The organism is Chryseobacterium sp. AC405b (genome assembly GCF_979258685.1).
In genome coordinates, this window is record NZ_OZ409877.1 from 1407164 (window position 1) to 1429460 (window position 22297).

Consider the following 22297-nt stretch of genomic DNA (forward strand, 5'->3'; position numbering starts at 1 on the left):
TTTCAAATCTAATTAATAAGGCAAAAAATAATAATTCTAAGATGAAATTATGATAGAAAGACAGTTTAATCTTAAATTTTAGCAGAAGTATAAAATTTATTTTCTGTTGATTGTGTTTATTTACTCTGATAGTATGACTTTTTAAGAGCTTGCCTTTTGTTAATAACACGTCAAGTTTTGTCGTTATGACAAATTAGATTTGTCGAATTGAAATATGATATCAGTCATATTAATTCTCATTAATGAGATTATAATATAAGTTAAAAAAAGTTAAATTCGCAACATAAAATAATAACCATAAGAAATAAAACTCAAATCATGAAAAAGCTCTACACGAGTGCAGTTCTGTGCGCTGCTGCAATATTCTATGCTCAGGATGTGGTATGGCAGAAAGACATTAAATCCTCCACTCAGGATTTTCTTTCTCAGGTGACCACTACGATCGATCAGCAATATTTAATTACAGGAAGCTCCATTCAGGCAAAGAAACTGACTTCCGAAAACAAACAGAATAACGGTTACGATTTTCACTTGGTAAAACTCAACCAACAGGGTGAGGAAGTCTGGGAAAAATATTTCTCGGGACAAAACCATGACTTTCTTTCTGCTACAGTTGCCACTCAGGAAGGCGGTTTTTTACTGGCCGGAACTTCATACTCCAATGCAGGTTTAGACAAAAAAGACAATGCAAAAGGCGGCAGCGACATCTGGCTCATCAGAATCAATGAATTCGGAGACGAGATATGGCAGAAAACTTTAGGAACTTCGCAGGATGAGGAAGCGAAAGCAGTGATCCAGACTACAGATTTCGGTTTTTTTGTTGCTGGAAATGTTCAGAATGCTTCCAAAGGTTACGGTTCAAAAGACGTGATCATTTCAAAAATCGATAAGAACGGAAAAGAACTTTCAAATATTATTGTAGGTGGAAAAGGATTGGATGAAGTAGAAAAAATGATTCCTACGATGGATGGTGGTGCATTGCTCGGAATTTATTCAAGAAGTACTGTTGGTGGTTCCAAGAAAACCGAAAACTTCGGAGAAGGAGATTTTTTGATTTTCAAACTGAATAAGGAAGGAAAAGTAGAATGGGAAAAAAACTTTGGAGGTAAAGGTGATGACCATTTAAGAACTTTAGCAATGACTTCTACAGGATTTATCGTTGGCGGAGAATCAAGATCAGAAAGATCCGGAAATAAAACAACAGGCATTGAACAAGGAACAGATATATGGTTGATTTCTTTAAACGAAAGAGGCGAAGAACTTTGGCAGAAATCCTACAATTTTAAAAACAGAGATGTTCTGATGGGGATGAATGTGATTCAGAGGAAAGATGAAAGAGAAAAGAATAAAGATTTAACTCAGGGAATTTTACTTGGCGGTTATACACAGGCGGAAGGCAGAATAGAAGCAGATGACGAAACCTTCTGGATGTTGTATTTAAATTCTGAAGGAAATGAACAGTGGAGAAAACACGTAAAAGGAGAATCGAGAAAAAAAGAAGAACGTTTGTCTGATATCAAATTAAACAGAGACGGCTCAATTATTTTAGCAGGAACGAGTGCAGAAGAACTAGGAAAAGAAAACTGGAAAATCGTTAAGCTGGGAGACAAACAGCTGGATCAGCTGATTGAAAAGCAGGATATTAAAATTTACCCGAATCCTGTATCGGATTACTGTTATGTGGAGATTGGGTTTGACTTTAAAGAAGCAGATATCAACATTTACGACATGGGCGGAAGACAGCTCCAAACACTAAAAACTAAAAACAAAGTAACCAAGATCAATACGCAGAATCTGATTCAGGGGGCTTATCTGGTGGTGGTGAAAACCAATGATAACAAAACTGCAAATGCTAAAATTATTAAGAAATAAACACAAAAACAATGAACAAATTTTTAGTTTTTTTAATTATCATATGCTCTGTTTCTTTGAAAGCGCAGAGCTATGAATCAACAATTCTAGGGTCAAACATCACTGCTCCTACTGCTTCAGGTATTGCCAGTAAAATAAAATCTCCATCAGCAATGTCAACCGGAATTCCTGCAATTGAAATACCTTTTTTTTCATTGGCTACCCATCAAAAAAATGTAGCGATTAATTTAGGACTAAGCTATCATCCTAACAATACCTTTATGGAAAGTAAAGCCAGTGATGTTGGTTTGGGATGGAATTTGACAGGGGCTACCAATTTAATTTATCGTGAAGGTAATCAGGGATATGGAGTTCCTGACAATTATCATTTTAATTTTTTGGGAAGAGGTGGAACTTTTCAATTTTTTAAAGAAGGAAATGCTTTAATTATTAACAAAGTAACAGAAAATCGATTTAAGATTTCCGTAACTGAAATTGGAACTGGAACCGATCTCTACCAATTTAAAATAATCGATGAAAATGGTATTTCTTATCACTTTGAAACTCGGGATAGTTCGTACTATCTAGATGTCGCAAATTCAATGCACAAATCTTTTACGAGTTGTTTTTATATGACCAGAATTGATGATCTGAACGGAAATGAACTTGCAGCTTTTGAATATCAGGAAGATAATTACCAGGTACCTCAATCTTATGGAACAACGATTCAATTACCTGTCAAGTCACTGAAAATAAATAAAATTACATCCAAAGATTTTGGAAGTATTCACTTCAATTACTCATTTGACAGTAACGATAGAAAATCTTACAGGGATCCATTTCAATTAAATTTTGTTGAACTAAAAAATAAGGCAGGCAAGCTGATTGAAAAATATACATTGCAATCACAGCCTGTTACTACAGGATATCCCTACGGATTTATTGAAAGCGGAGTGAACTACGGATGCAGCTATCACATTACTCAGCCAAAGAGACTTTTAACAAAGGTTTTGAAATATGGTACCGGATCATCTTATGAAACCACTGAAATAAAATATCCTGTAGCATATCCCGGTAATAATTTTGTGGTATCAGAAAATTGGTCCACATATCCTAATTTAGATGCATTTACATGTTTTACTGAAGAATATAAAAACCCAAAATATTTAGGGCAGGGATTACTGCAATCCATAAAATATCCTAACGGAACAGAAGTTAGATACACTTTTGAGCCAAATATGTATTATGTAGATAAGAGTTTTCCAAGTTATCAGCATCTGGCACCGCCACATGATGTGAAGGATCGCGACGCACAATATTTCGAATATATCGGATCTTATCCTTTTGATTTTCAGTATGGCCCATATACCGGAGGATTTACCCTTCCTGCAAGTCCTGATGAACAGGATGGGCACAGTTATCTTTTTTTCCATATAAGAATTGACGAATTATATACAAACGGACCGATTCAGCCAGCAGATGGTAATTTTTTTGTAACCGGAGAATTACTTGGTGGAGTAAACGGTTATGATTTATCCAAAAAGTATCCTCCGGGAAAAAGATCATTCTCCCTGACAGGAACCGGAGGTAAGGGAGTCGTTACCATCCATAGAATCCGTTACAAGTCAGTGCCACTGCCAAACTATTCCACTGGAAAGGGAGTTCGAATAAAAAAAATAGAATACCTTGATAATAATGTTGTGAACGAAGGTTTGACCAAAAGCTATAACTATCAAAAGTTTGACGGAAGCAGTCCGACGAGTGGATTTTTCAATCAAATCGAAAATGAAGAATCTGTAGTTTATCAAAACGTTAAGGAAACTATCGGACAAAATAACGGATATACAAAATATTACTACAAAACGCTGTACGACCTGCTGGAGCCTACACCAACTCAAGACACAATATTGGTCGGCGGAAATACGATTAGATATGTGAATATCTTAAAAGACGGTTTGTTAGCTAAGAGAGAGGTTTTTGCTGCTGACAATTCACTGATTCAGAAAGACAGCATCCACTCAGAAATGCTTTCAATAAGAAGTGCTTATCTTGGAACGGGAAGTTACAACGGGCAAAGCTTCGATTTCAGACGAAACGGTGTGATAAAATATCAAAAAACAATTTCTACTGCATACACTGCGTCAGGAGCTTATTCTAATATATCAGAGATTACCCGCGACAAAAATGATTTCAATGTGATTAACGAAAAAAATACCGGAGCAGACGGGACTGTTTCTGAAATCAATACCGTCTATCCATGGGGTCAATATCAAACCGATCCAAGACTGTGGAATGCCAATATCACATCTGTTCCTCTAGTAGTGGAAGGAAAAAGAAATGGTTCTGTCATTTCAAAATCTGAAACAAAGTTTGAAAGCACTTCCCATTTCTATCCTACGTCACAGCTGAGTTTTCTTCCGGATAATCTTTCGCTGTCTATGAAGAATGCATCATTCGATATCTATGATGATAAAGGAAATCTAGTGCAGTATACGGCTTTTCCTGAGGTAGGAAGTACAGGAATATCCACCGCCATCATCTATGGGTATGACAAAACGCTTCCCATCGCAAAAATAGAAGGTGCAAAACTTTCAGACATTTCTTCTTCTCTGATTACCGCAATAGTAAATGCTTCCAATGAAGACGGTATGGCTACAGTGGCTCAGGAAGAAGCTAAAGAACAGGCTCTGATTGCTGCTCTTAATACTTTTAAAAGTGATGGCACACTTCAGAATTTCATGATCACTTGTTATACGTATAATCCTTTGATAGGTGTTACCACCACGATTCCGCCAAACGGAATGATGGAATTTTACAAATACGATTTTTTCAACAGACTTCTGAAAGTGGTAGATGTGAACGGAAACACGGTAAAAGAACACAAATACAACTATAAACACTAAGAATTCAAATCATGAAAAAAACAATCATCATACTTTTATTGTTTGTAGCTCATTGTATATGGGCGCAGTCATTGACAACAAGTGAAAATTATGTTTATACTAAAATATATCTATCAGAAGATGGAAGTAAAAAATCTGAAACCGTCCAATATTTTGACGGTTTGGGAAGACCCAAACAGGTTATTCAGGTAAAAGCGACTCCCTTAGGTCAGGATCTTGTGGTTCCTGTAACCTACGACCCATTTGGCAGACCAACAAAAACATTGCTTCCCGTACCTGTATCTACTGCCAACTCGGGAATACAAGCGGCAGACGAAAACTCTGTCAACAGCTATTACGGAGTAGCCAATGCCTTTTCCGAACAAAAGCTTGAAGCCTCTCCTCTTGGACGGGTGCTTGAAGTTGCCAATCCCGGTTCGGCATGGGCAATGAATTCAGGACACACCACAAAAATGGAGTATCTTACCAATACTGAAGGAGATCAAGTCAAAAGGTTCAATACCACTGCAGCGTGGAATAACGGTGTTCTCACTACATCCATTACCAATGTAACTTTCTATACATCCAATCAGCTGTCTAAAAGTAAAGTCACCGATGAAGACGGAAATATAACGATTGATTTTAAAAACTCTGAAGGAAAAACGGTGCTTCTGAGAAAAGAAAGTGGGTCAGGAAAACTTGACACCTATTACATCTACAATAACTACAGCCAATTGGCGTTCGTTATTTCACCGAAAGGGAACGAGAAAATTACCAGCAACAGCAATACTGTTACATTGCAAATCTTGGATGATCTGTGTTATCAATATATTTATGACAACCGATTCAGGCAGATAGAGAAAAAACTACCCGGAAAAGGATGGGAATATATGGTGTATGACCAACAAAACCGTATAGTGGCCTCTCAGGATACCAATATGAAAAATAACACGACCAATCCTAACAGATGGATGTTTACCAGATATGACAAATTCGGAAGAGTGTTGTATACCGGAGTTTTCACAGGTGGTACACGAGTGCAGGAACAAACGAACGCCAATGCCAAAGGTTTAAACAACGAGACAAGAAGCACCACCACTTCTTTTACGCTGAACGGACAGGATATATTCTATACCAATTCTGCCTATCCTTCAGCGGCTTTTATTCCTTATTCTGTCAACTATTATGACTCATATCCGGGAACTCGTACCAACAGGTTGTTGCCACCAGTAACAATACTGGGGCAGAATACTCTTGCTGGTTTTGCAAGTATTACAGTGAATGGGGTGAGCAGCGAACGAAGTCTTAAATCTATGCCTACCGCATCTATGGTCAAAAACCTGGATGACGACGTATGGTCATCTACCCACATTTGGTATGATCATCAGGGAAGATCCATCGGAAGTCAGGGGAAAAATCATTTGGGTGGATATACAAAAACTGAATCTTTGCTTGATTTTGCCGGTGTTCCGCAACAGGTTATCACCAAACACAAAAGGCTTGATTCTGATACCGAGAAAGTAATTTCAGAAACTTTCACTTACGATCATCAGAACAGATTGTTGACCCATAAACACAAAATAGACAATAAGCCCGAAGAAATTTTATCCCGCAACAAGTACAACGAACTTTCGCAGCTTGAAAACAAGAAAGTGGGCGGAACAGTATTGGCAAATCCGCTACAGCAGGTAGATTACGCCTACAACATTCGTGGCTGGATGACGCAGATCAATGATCCAAATAATCTCGCTGGCGATTTATTCGGATATAAAATTAAGTATCATCAGGTGGAAGGTCTGGAAACTCCCGATACTTCAGATACAGGACTGAAAGTTCTCCCGAGATATAACGGAAATATTGCAGAAGTAGACTGGAAAACCGCTGCGCAACCTAACGAAACCCTCAAAACTTACGGATATGTGTATGATGATATGAACAGGCTGTCCGCAGGGTTTTATCAGGACCAGACGAATCCTGCACTCAGAGAATACTATGAAAAAGTGACCTACGACAGTAACGGGAATATTATGTCGATGAAGAGAACCGGTCAGAGAATGGGCGCTACCGCTCTGTTGATTGACGATCTTTCTTACCAGTACGAAGGCGGAAACTCTAGTAACCGTTTACAGAAAGTAACCGAAACAGTTCCGTTGGCATTTGGGTATCCGTACAAGGCAACGCCTACTGATATCACCTATGATGACAATGGGAACATGACCTCCTATCAGGATAAAGGAATTTCTTCAATTCAGTATAATTATTTAAATTTACCTAAACAAGTTACCCGAAACTCTTTAGTGACCGATTACACCTACAGAGCAGACGGTGTAAAAGTGAAGAAGCTCTTTGGAACGACAGAAACCCATTATATAGATGGTTTTCAGTATAAAAGTGTAGGATCTGCAATACAGCTGGTCATTATTCCAACTTCGGAAGGCTACTATGATGCGCAGAGAGATGCCTATTTTTATAACTTCACCGATCATTTAGGAAACGTAAGATTAAGCTACAGTGATGCAGATGGAAATGGATTGGTGACGGGAGATATTGTAGTTCAGGAATGCTCAGATGGAAACTGTAACAGCTACATCATTCCAGGAGAGACAGAAGGGATGAGTAATTATTATCCGTTTGGCTTGATGCACAACAGTAATTTCCACGATGTTAACGCTGCCTATCAGTACAAGTACAACGGGAAAGAACTTCAAGAGTCTGGAATGTATGACTATGGTGCAAGGTTCTATATGCCGGACTTGGGAAGATGGGGTGTTGTTGATCCGTTAGCGGAAGTAACACCACATGTATCTCCGTATCATTATGGAAATAATAATCCTATAATGTACAACGATCCTACCGGAATGCTTTCGCAATCATTTATTGATCAATTGTGGGGCTCGCCTTCCGGAACTACGTGGACGAACAATGGTGATGGCTTTACCAACAACTGGGGAGGAATGATGGATTATAATGGTAATGCACAAAATTATAAACCATACAAAAATTCTAGTTACATTGATGCAGGAGGTTCTTCCGGAGGAGGTGGTGTTGCAGGTGAAATACTGATACCTACTTTATATTTGGGAAGTCACAATGCTTGGGCTGCAGGAGCAAATATGTATATTCACCATAGTTCTTTTATGGATAAATGGAACAGCAAGCAGGCTTTTCAAGAAGAACAGCGAGAGTTTTATCGAACTTGTGGGCATTGTAACGAAAGAGGTTTGATGATGATGAGCGGTGATGTGTTGGGTCTTTCTGATCTTGCTGGTTTAGGAATATCAAATATGTCGTCTGACAACCAAAATGTGGCAATGGCAGCAGGTATTATCGGTGGTATTGTTTTAAAAAAACCAGGGTTGTTAGCGAAAGTAGAAATACAAGCTGAAAAGAATCTTGCTACGAATTTTTTAAAGTTTACTGGTGATGAAGCTGTAGGACATTTTGGAAAACATGGTAAAAGTATTATGGACGCTCTTGGAAAATCATCTTATAATCTTAAAAACTATGTGAATGACGCTAATTGGGTGCTTCAAAATGGTACATACAGTTCAAAATTAAATGGTTATTATTATTTTATGGGTAATGCACCGAAAGGAACATCAATTTTTGGATTTGTTGGAGTGAAAAACGGAGGTTTAAATATATCTACATTTCATATCAAATCAGCTACACAGCTTGGTTTAAAATAAAAAAAAGACATGGAAAAATATATAGTAAAAATTAAGGATGTAAATTGGATTGATAAAGAAAGTTTAGAAGCTGAAATTTTGTTTGATATGAATGGAAAGTGGTTGTGGGCCTTTTGTCATCCTTGTAATTTTAGCGAAGGTGAAGTTTCAGAAGTTTGTTTTAATTTTATTGAAGATGAAATATCACAAATTGCATTTTGGAATGAAAATAAAGAACAGAAAAAAGAATTAATTCCATCACAAAATGATAGATTAAGATATTATTGTTATGGTTCTTTAAAAAGTATTAATCCTACCATAATTGATTGTGGAATTATGAATTTTAACTTAGAAGAGTATATTAATGATGAAAGAGCAATTGGTACTTATGTTTATTTTGTGATATCTCGACTTGATATCGAAAAATATTTATAATTCAAATAATCCTATGAAATACTGGTCACCAGGTGCAGGTGCATTTATTTTCAATCGAAAATACTAAAAGCTGTAAAACCAATTATAAAAAAGTAAAACATGCTTACAACAGATAGAGAATTTCATTATTTAGGAGAATTAACTATTTCTCTAAGTAAGATGTTAAAATCCAATTCAGATCCTCAGAATGATGAAGTAAATTGGTTATTCCTAGTTTTAAACCAAAGTTACAGATATAGTTTTGTTTATAAAATCATGGAAAATCAATCAGTATCTTATGATTCACCTTTCAAAATTTTGCTTGCTTTTACTTTTTTACGATTTTGTTAAAAACGAAATTCAAATAGGTCAAGAATATTCTGTACAAAGAGGTGAAGAATATATTGGCAAAGTCAAAATATTAAATAAATTGATAACTAATGAAGGTAGATAATTGTAGAGTCTGCGGACTTTATATTGACGATTTACCTTGGGGAGAAGATGGTAATTGTCCTTCTTATGAAATATGTCCTTGTTGTAGAGTTGAGTTTGGGAATGAAGATTATACAATAGAATCTGTAAAAAAATATAGAGATAAATGGATTAATGATGGTGCAATTTGGTTTAATCTAAAATCCAAACCTGAGAAATGGAATAAAGTTGAACAATTTAAGAACATTCCGACAGAGTTTAGGTAATTTACTGTTCCAATAATTTTAGTTTATAGTTACTGGAGTTTCAAGATTAACATCTGGTTTTATAAATGCTCGTAGAGTTATGGCAAGGATATTTTTGAATTAAGACGTGTTTATGGTTCACAAGGAATTCCTAATAGTGCTTTACAAGAATTAATTCCAAATGAATAAAACAATGTATCCTGGGGCATTTATAAAATAAATTAAATAAGAACAATATGAAATCAGAGGAATTAGTGAAAATTCTTAACAAAGATGTTATTGAAGGAAATTTAGAATTATATCGTAATTTATTAGAAACTACAAACGAGGCAACAGATCCTGTATGGAGAAGTATTTTACCATTATATATAAATTTTTCGAAAGAAGAGAAAGAATCATTCATTAAATTTTTAAAAATTGTAGAAATTAATACAGTATCACATATTTTAGGAATTTTAGATGGTTCTACATATACAGATGGTATTGAAGAAGAATTAATTTTAACTGTGGAAGGAAGTAATATGAAAATTAATGAGGATCTACAGTCTTTATTTTTAGAATTAATTGAGAATCAATAATATTAATAGAAAGAGTATTCTATTGTAATACTCTTTCTTTATTACTTATGAAAAATAAAATTGATAAAACTTATTCTGAAGCTGTAAAAGGATTGTATAAAGAGATACTCAATAATTGTGACGCTTGGTATAAATACGTTTTAAATTTACCTAATGCTCAACAAGTTGTCTATACTGTTTCTTTGCTTAATTGGCAAGTAGAAAATGGTGGTTTTCACCAATATTTTTTCAACTCTTATGGTCAATTTGCATATTTAACTATTGAAAATTTAAAACTTATAGGAGCTGTCAATAGATCTGATTTATTAGATTCCGCAACTCATCTTGTTAATGAAGATTATTTAATGAAGATAATTTTAGGCATTTGATTTTCAATAGAGAATTATCAAAAATTGTAGACTTTGATGATCCATTATTTGATAAATTAAATGAATTGGATGATAATTATTATGAAATAGAAGATGAAGATATTATTGGTTTATTAGAAGAATATTTAAAGAAATAATATTCTTGGAAATCCCCTGCTCTGCTAAGTTTGTAACTTCGTAGCAGATAAGTAAAAAACCTCGCAAATTGCGGTGGTTTTTTTGTTTTATAAAGCAGCTAAATTTTTTTATTAAAGAAGTCTTTAAACTTTTTGGTAGTAAACATTTTCTATTATTTAAATACTTTAATCACGCAGCTTTCATCACCAAACCCAAAAAACTTTAATTAAATTTGTATTCAAGAATTATTTCAGATGCAAAAATATATTTTTTTATTAGCTGTTGTATTCAGTTTTTTCTCAAATGCCCAGCAGAAAACCTACTGTAATCCCATCAACATTGATTATGGTTACCCGAAGCAGGACAATCAGGAATTTATTATGATTGGGATATGGGACAATATATTGACAGTTCTACTGGTTATCTATCTAACTTCGATGCTGCAATGGCTTACACTGCTTCACATAGTAATAGTTCAACTTATTTGTCGTTCTATTTCGGTGGAGGCTCTGGCGGTGGAGGCGGCGGTGCAGGAGCAGGATTTTTACAAGGTTATTTTGGAAATGGAAATTCTGTAAATTCACTATTCTCAATAGCAGAGCAATTAGAGAAGTTTGGTTGGAAAGACCCTGCAAACGCCAAAGCAAAATTTGGAGATATTGACAAATTATTATCAGACGTTCCTTCGCTTAATGAAATGTATGAAATTAGTGGAAGACCAGAATTTCATGAATGTACTAATTGCCCCCAAGGAGAAGAAAAAGGTTCACATATTTACTTAAATATGTCCAAAATAAAAAGTATATTAATACAAGCTCTTGTTATGGGGCATGAAATGAATCACACTTTTCTAGAATTAAACAAATGGACTTTTATTGATGCTATGAGACAAAGAACCCAATTATCAACTCGTGGATTTCAATTTTATAAAGAGTACAGAGCATATTCATGGGAAATAAGAGTAGGAAATTCTAGTATAATAGATGCGTGGAATTACTCAGTAAATAATTATGGTGCCTACCGCTGAAAAACCTCAGTACACAGATACGGAAATAAATTTCATTAAGGATCGAAAAATTATATTAAATAATGTATACAATAACTTATATAATAATGCAATAAAAAAATTAAATAACAAATGAAAATTATATTTTTTATATTAATACTGTTTACACCTACCTTGAAATCTCAGATTAGGATAGACTATACTATTAAAAAGATAGAAGGAACAAATAAACATATTTTAGATATAAGTTTTGTTAACAATACTAAAATTAAATATATGCTTCCGATAGATACTACAGGATTTCGTGTTTATTATCCTGAAGAACCATGTTCAAATTTTTATTATGAATCTTCTGCAGATAAAGGGTTAGGATTGATGTTGCTATTTAAGTATAATGAAGAATATGTTATGGGGGATTCTAGAAATCATCATTTAAGAGAAATTGATTTAGATGTTGTAAAACCATCTAAAATAAATCAAACATTTTTGAAAAAATGGAAAAAAAAATGGGGTTTTAAAGATGACTTGTCAGCTAAAAAAAACATGTATCTATTTCAGAGTCTAATATCTTTAAAACCCAACGAAAGTTTATCATTTAGAAAAGAAATAGATTTTTCAGAATTTAATAATACAGATATGGTTTATAATATGTATTCATTAGACAATGAAAAAGTTTATAGTTTTTCATTATCTTACTGTGTAGACAAAGATGTTTATAAAAATTTGACTCCAAAACAAAAAAATATTTTAAAAAATCATTCTTTTTTTACTGGAACAATTTTAAGTAAAGAAACTGAATTAAGACAGTGATAGTGTATCATAATTGGTAATATTCCAGAATTAGTGATGAGCATTTTCAAAAACTTAATGCAATTAATTTCAATACTCATTAGAAATACAACAATCAAAACAAGGGTAGGCCATTCCCTACTCTTTTTTATTTTTGGCAATAAAATATATCTAAATGATTGAAGATCATTCCTCGTGTATCAGAATTAGTGATGAGATAATATTATTTAATCTTTGTTTTATTTTTAATCAAATGATTTAAATTTACCGAAAAATATTACCCAAAACTCTTTAGTGACCGATTACAGGTACAGAGCAGACGGAGTAAAAGTAAAGAAGTTCTTCGGAACGACAGAAACCCTTTATGTAGATGGTTTTCAGTATAAAACTGTAGGATCTGCAATACAGATGGTCATAATTTCTACTTCGGAAGGTTATTATGATGCGCAGAGGGATGCGTATTTCTATAATTTTACTGATCATTTAGATAGGCGAGTAAAAGAGAATCTTTTACAAAGACTACGGACGCAGTTCAGTAAGATTAAGCTATAGTGATGCAGACGGAAACGGTGTGGTGACAGGAGATATTGTGGTGCAGGAATGCTCAGATGGAAATTGCAACAGCTACATCATTCCGGGAGAAACAGAAGGAATGAGTAATTATTATCCGTTTGGCTTGATGCACAACAGTAATTTCCATGATGTTAACAATGCTTATCAGTATAAATATAACGGGAAAGAGCTGCAGGAATCAGGAATGTATGACTATGGTGCAAGGTTCTATATGCCAGACTTGGGAAGATGGGGAGTGGTAGATCCGCTGGCGGAAATATCCCGACGATTTTTCTCCTTACGTTTATGGAAACAATAACCCGATAAGATTTATTGATCCGGATGGAATGAGTGCTGAAACTTTTACGGGACAAGATGCGCAAAATGTATTCTGGCACTTTTATATGGGAGGGAATGTAAATAATTTCAGCGGAACACGTACTTTCGGAGGATCTAATGGGGGTGAAAGGAGTTACTTATCAACGTCTTTAAGCTACTTTAATCCAGGTGGATCAAGTGGTATTGGTGGATCAAGCTCTCTAAGTGGATGGATGTCAGCGAATATTGGCAGTGGCTTTTCTCCAGCTTTTCAATTTCCGAAGGGACAGGAAGCTTATTATAAAGAAAATTATCCCGGTTTTTATAACTTCGTGAAAAATCAATTGCCAAATATGGTTGCTGATACTAATTTCATGAAAGCTTTGAGCGCAGCCAGTGGTTTTTCTATGGAGGAACTTACAGAATCATTTAAATATGGCAAAGGAATGGAACTAAAAGTCATGGATTTAACTTTAGGGGATGCCGAATATCTATTTGGTGGTATTACCGAAAGTAGTACCAGAAATACAGCTGCAATTGATACTTCATTAGCACAATGGTTTGAAAAGGCAGATAAAAATACTAAGACTGTTATGGGCTTAACAAACTTACTTTATATGTCAAGCATTATTGCTCATGAAGCTGCCCATTGGGGTGATGATATAAAAAGAATGGTCAAGTATAATAGTACGGGTTTGAGCAACACATATGGAGATGTAGGAAATTTTTTTGAACATAGAGCTTTTGGAGGAAGAATGGGGAGCTATACTGGAAACAGTATGGGGAATATAATCAACTATGTTAACAATAATTTTCAATTATTAATTAAAATATTTAATAAATAAACTAATATGAAAAATACAATCGTGTTTTTAATCGTTTCACTTTTAATTTTATCTTTTTTCACTTCATGCGTATCACTGAAAGAAAATAAAAATAAAGATATTTTTGTTAAACAATTTGTCAGTAATAACGGCATACTAAATAGTTTAGAGTCATTTTATAATGAAAAAACAATTATTATTTATGATGAAAACAAATTATTAGTAAAAGGAGATAAAACGTTTAACACTTTATCTAGAACTGTTGATATAGTAATTTTAAAACCTCAAAATAGTAAATATTTGTTTATTAAAAACTTTGTTCTTAATGAAAATTTGGCATGTTTAACTTTTTTAAGTGCAGACAGAGAAGAAGGTATTGTTTTTTATTTAAAAAGAAAAGATAATAAAGATGAATGGCAAATTTCAAATATGTTTAAACAACAAACTCGATAATATTTATCAAATCTATATTTAAATAAAATATGAAAAATAGAATTTTTTTTTACGCTAATACTCATGTTATTTTCTTTTTTCAATTCATGTGCTTTAACGAAAAAAGATCAAGAAAAGGATGAGTTTATATCGCAATTTTTTAATAATGAATCAGTTTACAATAGTTTAAAAGATCACTATCCTCAAAAAGATGTTATTATATATGATGAGAAAAAAGAATTGGTAGATATGCCAAAACTCTTTGGAATAGATTCAAAAAAAAATAAAAATTGAAACAATAAAGCCGTTTGAAAATTATTTTACTATTTATAGCTTTAATTTAAATGTTAGTTTGGTTTCAATAGTCTTAGCTACTTCAGACGCAGATAAGGGTATTATCTATTATGCAGAAAAGAAAAAAAATAAATGGGTTATAATGAATATTCTTCCTAAGAATAGATATTAAAATCTCAGCTTCTTACTCTCTCTTACGATTGTATCATTTGGCAGCTAATAAAAAAACTCTCAAGGTTACTTATTAATATCAATGCAACGGTAAAGAGCTGCAGAAATCTGGAATGTATGACTACGGTACAAGGTTCTATATGCAGACTTGGGAAGATGCGGTGTTGTTGATCCGTTAGCGGAAGTAACAGCAAATGTATCTCCGTATCATTATGGAAATAATAATTCTATAATGTACAACGATCCTACCGGAATGCTTTCGCAATCATTTATTGATCAATTGTGGGGCTCGCCTTCCGGAACTACATGGACAAATAACGGAATTGGCTTTACCAACAATTGGGGAGGGATGATGGATTTTAATGGAAATGCGCTAAATTATAAATCTTATAGCCTAAGCTATTTTAGTCCAGGAGGATCTAGTGGCGGCGGTGGCGGTGGCTTTAACAATGATGTGATAAATATTATTAATTCATTAAATAATTCTTCTTATACAGAAATTCAATCACTTTTAAGATCATCTATTGTGGCTGCCGATATGGATCCAGATGCTATAGCAACTATTAAAGATGCTCAATCTATTGTAGAGAAAGTACTATTAATTAAAGTTTTTAATATTGGTCAAGGTGTAACTTTTGATGAAGAATACTCAGAAACTAGATTTGGTGTTTATCAAAATAAGGTTATCAATAGAATTACAATAAATACTAATCCTAAATTTAACAAAACAATCTTAGAATATGCTAGTACGATACACCATGAAATTAGGCATCACTTTTTTATGAAATCAGGAATAAGTAAACAAATGGAAAATTCATATATCGACGGTAACAGAATCGGATGGAATGTAATACACACTAATAGGCTAGGTTTTAACGAATATCAAGCAGCTTATTTTACAAAAGGAGTTACAGAAGGAAATAGAATGTGGAATGAAGTTGGGCTTAATAGTTATCAAGAATGCTTTATACTAGAGAATGGTTTTAAACCTGAATCTTTAATTCAATTATATAAAAGATATGAAAGAGAATATTTTAAAAATAATAAAAATAAGTAGATTGTTTTTTCTTCTATTTCCCTCCATTGTGATTAGTTCTCAAGGAACAAAAATCGAAATGGTAGAAAACAATATATTTTATAAACAGAATGATAATTATAATCCTGTAATAGTATCGTACAGAATTAAAAACACGTCAAATAAAACCATTTATTTTGTACTTAATCAAAAATCTTTCGGAATATTTTCAAAACCGGAACAATATGATTTTGGGTTTAAGGCTAGCGATATTTATAGATTGGATGAAGAAGAAAAGATTTTTAATGCAAGATTATTTGTTCTTGATAAAAAATTAGATACTCTTGCTTTGGATTGGGTAAAGAGCCCTTCTAATTATAAACTCGAAGAATATAGTAGATTAGTTCAAATACAAGAGAATATTGACAATGACAGCATTAGGAAATTGAAACTCTACAAAGATAAATATTTTAGTTCTAAATCAGTAAATTGGGTGGCAAGAGCAAAATATATAAATTATAATATTAAATTTATTAAGCCAAATGAATCCTTAGTAGTGAGTACTCCTGTTGATTTCAAATTATATTATTATGATACAATCTTCGATCAAGGAACAGGATATTACTTGACAGAGAAATCTTATAATATTATTTTGAAAATTCATAACAACACTTCTTTGGTTTTGGATTATCTTGATAAACAAAATAAGAATAAAATAAAAAAAATGAAGGCTGTACCTTTAGTTAGTGATCTTTTTTCTAAAAAAATTAACCTTACTATTAGAGATTAATCTTAAATGTATCAGAGCTAATGATTGATATGTTACAATACAAATCTGAATTTCATAATCCATTAAAATAATATAGTTAAAGCAAGAGCAGGCATTTCCTACCCCGATGTCGCGGATTTATAATCCGTGAGCAGATAAAAAACCACCGCAATTGCGGTGGGTTTTTTGTTTTATAAAGCAGCTGAATTTTTTATTAAAGAAGTCTTTAAACTTTTTGGTAGTAAACATTTTCTTTATTTAAATACTTTAATCACGAAGCTCTCATCACCAAACCCAAAAAACTTTAATTAAATTTGTATTCAAGAATTATTTCAGATGCAAAAATATATTTTTTTATTAACTGTTGTATTCAGTTTATTCTCAAATGCGCAGCAGAAAACCTACTGTAATCCAATCAATATCGATTATGGTTACACGCCTTTTGAAGTTTTTTCAAAACAAGGGAAACACCGTGCAACAGCAGACCCGGTGATTGTCAATTTTCAGAAAAAACTGTTTCTGTTTTCTACCAATCAGGAAGGATATTGGCACAGCGACAATATGCTCGACTGGAAATTTGTCAAAAGAAAATTCCTCAGAGATAATAAATATACCCACGATCTGAACGCACCTGCGGTTTGGGCAATGAAAGATACATTATACGTCTATGGATCAACCTGGGAATCTGATTTCCCGATTTGGAAAAGCACAAACCCAACGCAAGACGACTGGAAAATTGCGGTTGATACACTAAAAGTTGGAGCTTGGGATCCTGCATTTCATTATGATGAAGACAAAAATAAATTGTATCTGTATTGGGGATCAAGCAACGAATGGCCGCTTTTGGGAACAGAAGTAAAGGTAAAAAATTTGCAGTCTGAAGGTTTTGTAAAACCAATTCTAAGATTAAAACCCGAAGATCACGGTTGGGAAAGATTTGGAGAATACAACGACAATGTTTTTCTTCAACCCTTTGTGGAAGGAGCTTGGGTAACAAAGTATAAAGACAAATACTATATGCAATATGGCGCTCCGGCAACAGAATTCAGCGGTTATTCTGACGGAGTGTACGTTTCAAAAAATCCTTTGGAAGGTTACGAGTACCAACAGCACAATCCGTTTTCATATAAGCCGGGCGGTTTTGCAAGAGGAGCAGGTCATGGAGCAACTTTCGAAGACAATTTTAAAAACTGGTGGCACGTTTCAACGATTTTTATTTCGACAAAAAATAATTTTGAAAGACGTTTGGGAATTTGGCCTGCAGGTTTTGATAAAGATGACGTCATGTATACCAACACTGCTTACGGTGATTATCCTACTTTACTTCCGCAGTTTGCACAGGGGAAAGATTTCTCGAAAGGACTTTTCACCAATTGGATGTTACTGAATTACAATAAACCCGTTCAGGTTTCATCAACTTTAGGAGGTTATCATTCCAATTATGCGGTAGATGAAGATATTAAAACGTACTGGAGCGCAAAAACAGGTAATTCTGGTGAGTGGTTTCAGACCGATTTAGGTGAAGTTTCTACCATCAATGCAATTCAGGTCAATTATGCAGATCAGGATGTAGAATTTATGGGGAAAACTTTGGGCAAAATGCATCAGTATAAAATCTACGGTTCAAACGACGGTAAAAAATGGAAAATCATTGTCGATAAAAGTAAAAATACCAAAGATGTTCCACACGATTATATAGAATTGGAAAAGCCGGCCGAAGCAAGATATTTAAAAATGGAAAACCTGAAAATGCCGACTGGAAAATTTGCATTAAGCGGTTTCAGAGCATTTGGAAAAGGAGCAGGAACGAAGCCCGGAAAAGTGCAGGGATTTGTGCCTTTAAGAGCAGATCCTAAAAAATATGGTGAGCGAAGAAGCATCTGGATGAAATGGCAACAAAATTCAGAAGCCGATGGTTACGTTATTTATTGGGGGAAATCTCCTGATAAATTGTACGGAAGCATCATGGTTTACGGTAAAAACGAATATTTCTTCACCGGAGCAGATCGGGTAGATTCTTACTATTTCCAGATTGAAGCTTTCAATGCGAATGGAATTTCGGAAAGAACGGATGTTGTGATGTCTGAATAGTTTATGTAGACCATTATGATTATTCAGCGTTAATATTGTCATTCCGTAGGAATCTATGGATAACAATGTGAAATCTTTGCTTAGATTCCTACGGAATGACAAAAACACGTTCATATTTTCTTAATTATTCTTCCTAAAATATTATAACGTTTTGAAATTCAAAGCGTTTTTTATTTAATGTTTTTCAAGAACCCTTCAATCTTATTAATCAAAAACGGTGCGTTTCTCTCATTATCCCAATCCAGATGTCCGCCAGAAAATTCGAAAGACTGATTGAAGACACCATTTTTATGTAAAGCTGAATCTAAAATCCTTTTTTGCGATAAAGGAATAATTTGATCATTGGTTCCATAAAAGGAAATAGTGGGTGGAGATTTTTCATTAATCCAATATAAAGGATTTGGAATGTCTTTGCTTGTAAGATCAGTGGGAGTAGGAGTGTTAAGATCTATCATGTGCTTTTCAACAAAATGATAATCAGGATATTGAGCGAAATCTTTATGCAACAAATCTACGGGTCCCACAATATTAACTACCGCTTTAATTTTGTTACGATGTTTAAAATCAAAAAAAGAATTGTAACCATATAACATGGATAGGTGTGCTCCTGCGCTGTTTCCCAGCAAAATAAATTTAGAATTTGACTTTAATCTTTTATTTAAAAAGCCAAGAGCGCTATTAATATCATCAGTTTGATTGGGAAGAGCAAAAGAGTCTGCATCTGCCAATCGGTAATTGATATTTGCAAAAGCGTAATCTGGCAGGTTCTTCATCAATGATAATGTGAAAAACGTCAGATTACTTTTGTTTCCTGCTTTCCAACCGCCACCATGAATGATTACAAAAATTCCTTTGATGGAATCTTTGTTTTTTTGAAGGTACAAATCCATTTTCTGTTCAGCATCATTTCCATAAGAGAGATCCATCTCCTGATCAAAGGAAATATCTTTTCCGAAGTTGATCGTATTCTCTTTGCATCCGGAGATAAAGATGAAAAACAAAAAGATCCAAAATTTATTCATACTCCTAAAGATAGAAAAACCCACCGGTTTCCCGGCAGGTTTCTCTTACAAAATAATATATATGAAGAAATGATTTTTTATCTCGTTCTGTTTTTAATGGCATCTGATGCCCCTTCGATATCTCTTACTTTTTTCACTTTCTGGTTTCCGAAGTTGTACGTGATGCTGAAAGTTCCACCTTGTTTGTATTGATCGTTTCTGATATAGTTGTAGTTACCGCCATCCTGAAAATCTTCAATCTCTACAATATTAGTTCTCAAGACATCATTAAGATTGAGTGCAAATGTCCAGTCATTCCAGTTTTTCTTGATGCTGAGGTCTAAACTCATGAGATCTTTCAGCATTCCTAATTCAATTTGCTGTTTGTTTACATAGAAATAATTTATACCTAAAAACCAGGTTTTCTTTTCATCCAGGCGAATAGTATTATTGGTTTGTATCAGGATACTGGTCGATTTTGTTGTATTTACATAATCGTCAAAGACTTGTCCTGTTGTAGGATCAGTATTCAAAAAACCATCATTCACATTACGCTGAAGTCCTATATTGAAATTAGTGGTGAGATATTGATTAAAAAATGATTTCTGAATTCCCAACATTGCAGACATTTCCTGTTTCGTACCGAAATTGGTTCTGATGTAAGCAAGCTGTACTTTTTTAATATTATTTTCCATATACTCTCTCTGTAAAGGAACCTGTGTGATCTGATCCTTAAATAAGGAATGATTTAAGATTAAAAAGTAAGAATTTTTATACATGTAAGTCAATTCCTGATTATATATGGAAGATGCTTTTACAAAAGGATTATTCTGAGTATAATTGTTTTCGGTAATATAATTTTTTACCGGATTAAGCTCCCAAAAACTCGGTCTTCTCATTCTGCTCGAGAATGCATAAGAAATGTTATTCTTATCATTGATGGCGTAATTGAAGCTCAAGTAAGGCAATAGATTATTGTAATTTCTTTCAATTCTCTGCTGTTTTTGTTCGGGATTAATGTTTGTTGGGCTATCAGCAGTTCCCAAACTGTTTGTGATCTCATATCTTGCACCGATTTTTCCTGAAAATTTATCTGAGAATTTCTTCTCAAGAGTCAGATACAAACCATAAATACTTTCGTCATATACAAAATGATTAAAATCTAGTGAAGGCTGCACATTCGGAATATCATTTCCTGATTGATCTACAAACAGATAACTATAATTTTTTGTATCGTTGTCGGTTTTTGTTTTGTTTAAATTTCCACCAACAGAAGCTGTAAAATTATTTTTGAATTTCTGGATATAATCTACCGTACCCGAAAAGTTATTAATGATCTGCGGAATATCTTGTATGATAGTGATTCGTTTTCTGGCAAATGTGCCTATGTTATCAGGAAGCAATGTACTGTTGTCAGAATACTGGAATCTCCTGTAATGAAGATATGCAGCATTCACATTCAGCTTACTTCCCAGAGAATCAGTTTTTAATTCGTAATTTAAATTGACAGAATTGTTATAATTTCTTGCGTTTTCTCTGTTTCTGGTTTTTGTCTGAGTAATCCCTAAAATACCGTTCTGATTAGGCTGGGTTAAAGTATTCAATAAATCAATCGAAGAATCATAACTTTTATTTGCCCAAGAATTCCAAGATAAAGCTAAATTTTGATTATCATTCAGCAGATAGTCAAAATTAAGATACCCGCCGATATTTTTATTGGGATCGTCAATAGTTCCTACAGATTCGTTTTTTACATTTCCTATTCCATTTTTTAAAATATAGCTTTGAGCCTGAATGTTTTCACCACCACTCAAATTTCCACTGATACCCAATTTGTCTTTTCTGTAATTGACAGAAAAACTGGCTTGGCTTGAATTGTATTTGTTCTGCGAATTAGACATTCTCATGTTTCCGCTTGTGCCATCACTCATTTTCTTCTTCAAAATAATGTTGATGATACCATCTGAAGATTCTACCTGGAACTCACTTCCGGGAACGGTAATTACTTCTATTTTCTGAATATTTTCTGCAGGTGTGTTTTTAAGGAATTGAGTAAGAGACTCAGCATCCATATTGGTTTTTCTTCCGTTAATGTAGATTAACGCATTGTTTTTCCCTGCAATTTTTAATGTTTTATCATCTGTTGTAGAAAGTAGGGGAGTTTGTCTTAACAAGTCAAACGTTGTATTTCCTTTGGTAACTGGCGAAGCGGCAACATCGTACACAAAACGGTCGCTTTGTTTTTTGAAAACCTGTTTCTTCAGTACAACTTCTTCAATTTTTGTAGTTTTTACTGAGTCTGATTTTTTTTCCTGAGCAAATGTCAATCCGGTAAAAAATATAGCGGCGATAAGAAGTGGCGTTTTCATGATCTTAAGTTTAATAGTTTATAGATGCTTGTATTTGTCATTATTGAACATTGCAAAGATATGTAATAAATTTAGTATCATGCAATACAAAGTAGTAAAAATAATTTAGTT

20 protein-coding genes are annotated in these 22297 nt (G+C 33.7%); 18 read left to right on the forward strand and 2 right to left on the reverse strand.

Going from position 1 to position 22297, the window contains the following annotated elements:
* Positions 1-318: 318 nt before the first annotated feature.
* The 18 genes from ACZZZA_RS06855 to ACZZZA_RS06940 all read left to right on the forward strand — a co-directional run bounded on the left by ACZZZA_RS06855 (position 319) and on the right by ACZZZA_RS06940 (position 18816).
* Positions 319-1872, forward strand: coding sequence for a T9SS type A sorting domain-containing protein (locus ACZZZA_RS06855; protein WP_463430426.1), 1554 nt, complete (start codon positions 319-321; stop codon positions 1870-1872).
* Positions 1873-1883: 11 nt separating this feature from the next.
* Positions 1884-4754: a hypothetical protein gene (locus tag ACZZZA_RS06860; RefSeq protein ID WP_463430427.1), complete on the forward strand. Its 2871-nt coding sequence runs from the start codon at positions 1884-1886 to the stop codon at positions 4752-4754.
* A gap of 11 nt (positions 4755-4765) precedes the next feature.
* Entirely contained in the window at positions 4766-8422 is a 3657-nt protein-coding gene (locus tag ACZZZA_RS06865) for a DUF6443 domain-containing protein (RefSeq protein ID WP_463430428.1), read from the forward strand.
* 9 nt (positions 8423-8431) lie between these two features.
* Complete coding sequence (locus ACZZZA_RS06870) at positions 8432-8836, forward strand: hypothetical protein (protein WP_463430429.1); 405 nt, start codon at positions 8432-8434, stop codon at positions 8834-8836.
* Between the two features lie 419 nt (positions 8837-9255).
* Entirely contained in the window at positions 9256-9513 is a 258-nt protein-coding gene (locus ACZZZA_RS06875) for a hypothetical protein (RefSeq protein WP_463430430.1), read from the forward strand.
* A gap of 215 nt (positions 9514-9728) precedes the next feature.
* Positions 9729-10070, forward strand: coding sequence for a hypothetical protein (locus tag ACZZZA_RS06880; RefSeq protein WP_463430431.1), 342 nt, complete (start codon positions 9729-9731; stop codon positions 10068-10070).
* Between the two features lie 47 nt (positions 10071-10117).
* Positions 10118-10438 (forward strand): DMP19 family protein, encoded by a 321-nt coding sequence (locus tag ACZZZA_RS06885; protein WP_463430432.1) that lies wholly within the window; start codon positions 10118-10120, stop codon positions 10436-10438.
* Entirely contained in the window at positions 10435-10575 is a 141-nt protein-coding gene (locus tag ACZZZA_RS06890; protein ID WP_463430433.1) for a hypothetical protein, read from the forward strand. Before ACZZZA_RS06885 ends, ACZZZA_RS06890 begins: the two co-directional genes overlap by 4 nt.
* 371 nt (positions 10576-10946) lie before the next feature.
* Positions 10947-11582 carry a hypothetical protein gene (locus tag ACZZZA_RS06895; RefSeq protein WP_463430434.1) on the forward strand — a complete coding sequence of 212 codons (636 nt, stop codon included), beginning with the start codon at positions 10947-10949 and terminating at the stop codon, positions 11580-11582.
* Positions 11583-11693: 111 nt separating this feature from the next.
* A complete protein-coding gene (locus tag ACZZZA_RS06900) occupies positions 11694-12371 on the forward strand; it encodes a hypothetical protein (protein ID WP_463430435.1) in 678 nt (225 codons plus the stop codon).
* Positions 12372-12644: 273 nt separating this feature from the next.
* Complete coding sequence (locus tag ACZZZA_RS06905; protein ID WP_463430436.1) at positions 12645-12902, forward strand: hypothetical protein; 258 nt, start codon at positions 12645-12647, stop codon at positions 12900-12902.
* A 22-nt stretch (positions 12903-12924) separates the two neighbouring features.
* Entirely contained in the window at positions 12925-13221 is a 297-nt protein-coding gene (locus ACZZZA_RS06910; RefSeq protein WP_463430437.1) for an RHS repeat-associated core domain-containing protein, read from the forward strand.
* Positions 13222-13249: 28 nt separating this feature from the next.
* Positions 13250-14065, forward strand: coding sequence for a hypothetical protein (locus tag ACZZZA_RS06915; RefSeq protein WP_463430438.1), 816 nt, complete (start codon positions 13250-13252; stop codon positions 14063-14065).
* Between the two features lie 6 nt (positions 14066-14071).
* Positions 14072-14497, forward strand: a complete 426-nt coding sequence (locus ACZZZA_RS06920; protein ID WP_463430439.1) for a hypothetical protein — start codon at positions 14072-14074, stop codon at positions 14495-14497.
* Between the two features lie 63 nt (positions 14498-14560).
* Complete coding sequence (locus ACZZZA_RS06925; RefSeq protein WP_463430440.1) at positions 14561-14770, forward strand: hypothetical protein; 210 nt, start codon at positions 14561-14563, stop codon at positions 14768-14770.
* 403 nt (positions 14771-15173) lie between these two features.
* Positions 15174-15998 carry a hypothetical protein gene (locus tag ACZZZA_RS06930; RefSeq protein WP_463430441.1) on the forward strand — a complete coding sequence of 275 codons (825 nt, stop codon included), beginning with the start codon at positions 15174-15176 and terminating at the stop codon, positions 15996-15998.
* A complete protein-coding gene (locus ACZZZA_RS06935; protein WP_463430442.1) occupies positions 15961-16746 on the forward strand; it encodes a hypothetical protein in 786 nt (261 codons plus the stop codon). Before ACZZZA_RS06930 ends, ACZZZA_RS06935 begins: the two co-directional genes overlap by 38 nt.
* 315 nt (positions 16747-17061) lie before the next feature.
* Complete coding sequence (locus ACZZZA_RS06940; RefSeq protein ID WP_463430443.1) at positions 17062-18816, forward strand: discoidin domain-containing protein; 1755 nt, start codon at positions 17062-17064, stop codon at positions 18814-18816.
* 170 nt (positions 18817-18986) lie between these two features.
* Here the strand turns inward: ACZZZA_RS06940 and ACZZZA_RS06945 are convergent, their stop codons facing one another.
* Positions 18987-19838 (reverse strand): alpha/beta hydrolase fold domain-containing protein, encoded by an 852-nt coding sequence (locus ACZZZA_RS06945; RefSeq protein ID WP_463430444.1) that lies wholly within the window; start codon positions 19836-19838, stop codon positions 18987-18989.
* Positions 19839-19915: 77 nt separating this feature from the next.
* A complete protein-coding gene (locus ACZZZA_RS06950; protein ID WP_463430445.1) occupies positions 19916-22186 on the reverse strand; it encodes a TonB-dependent receptor domain-containing protein in 2271 nt (756 codons plus the stop codon).
* Positions 22187-22297 lie beyond the last annotated feature (111 nt).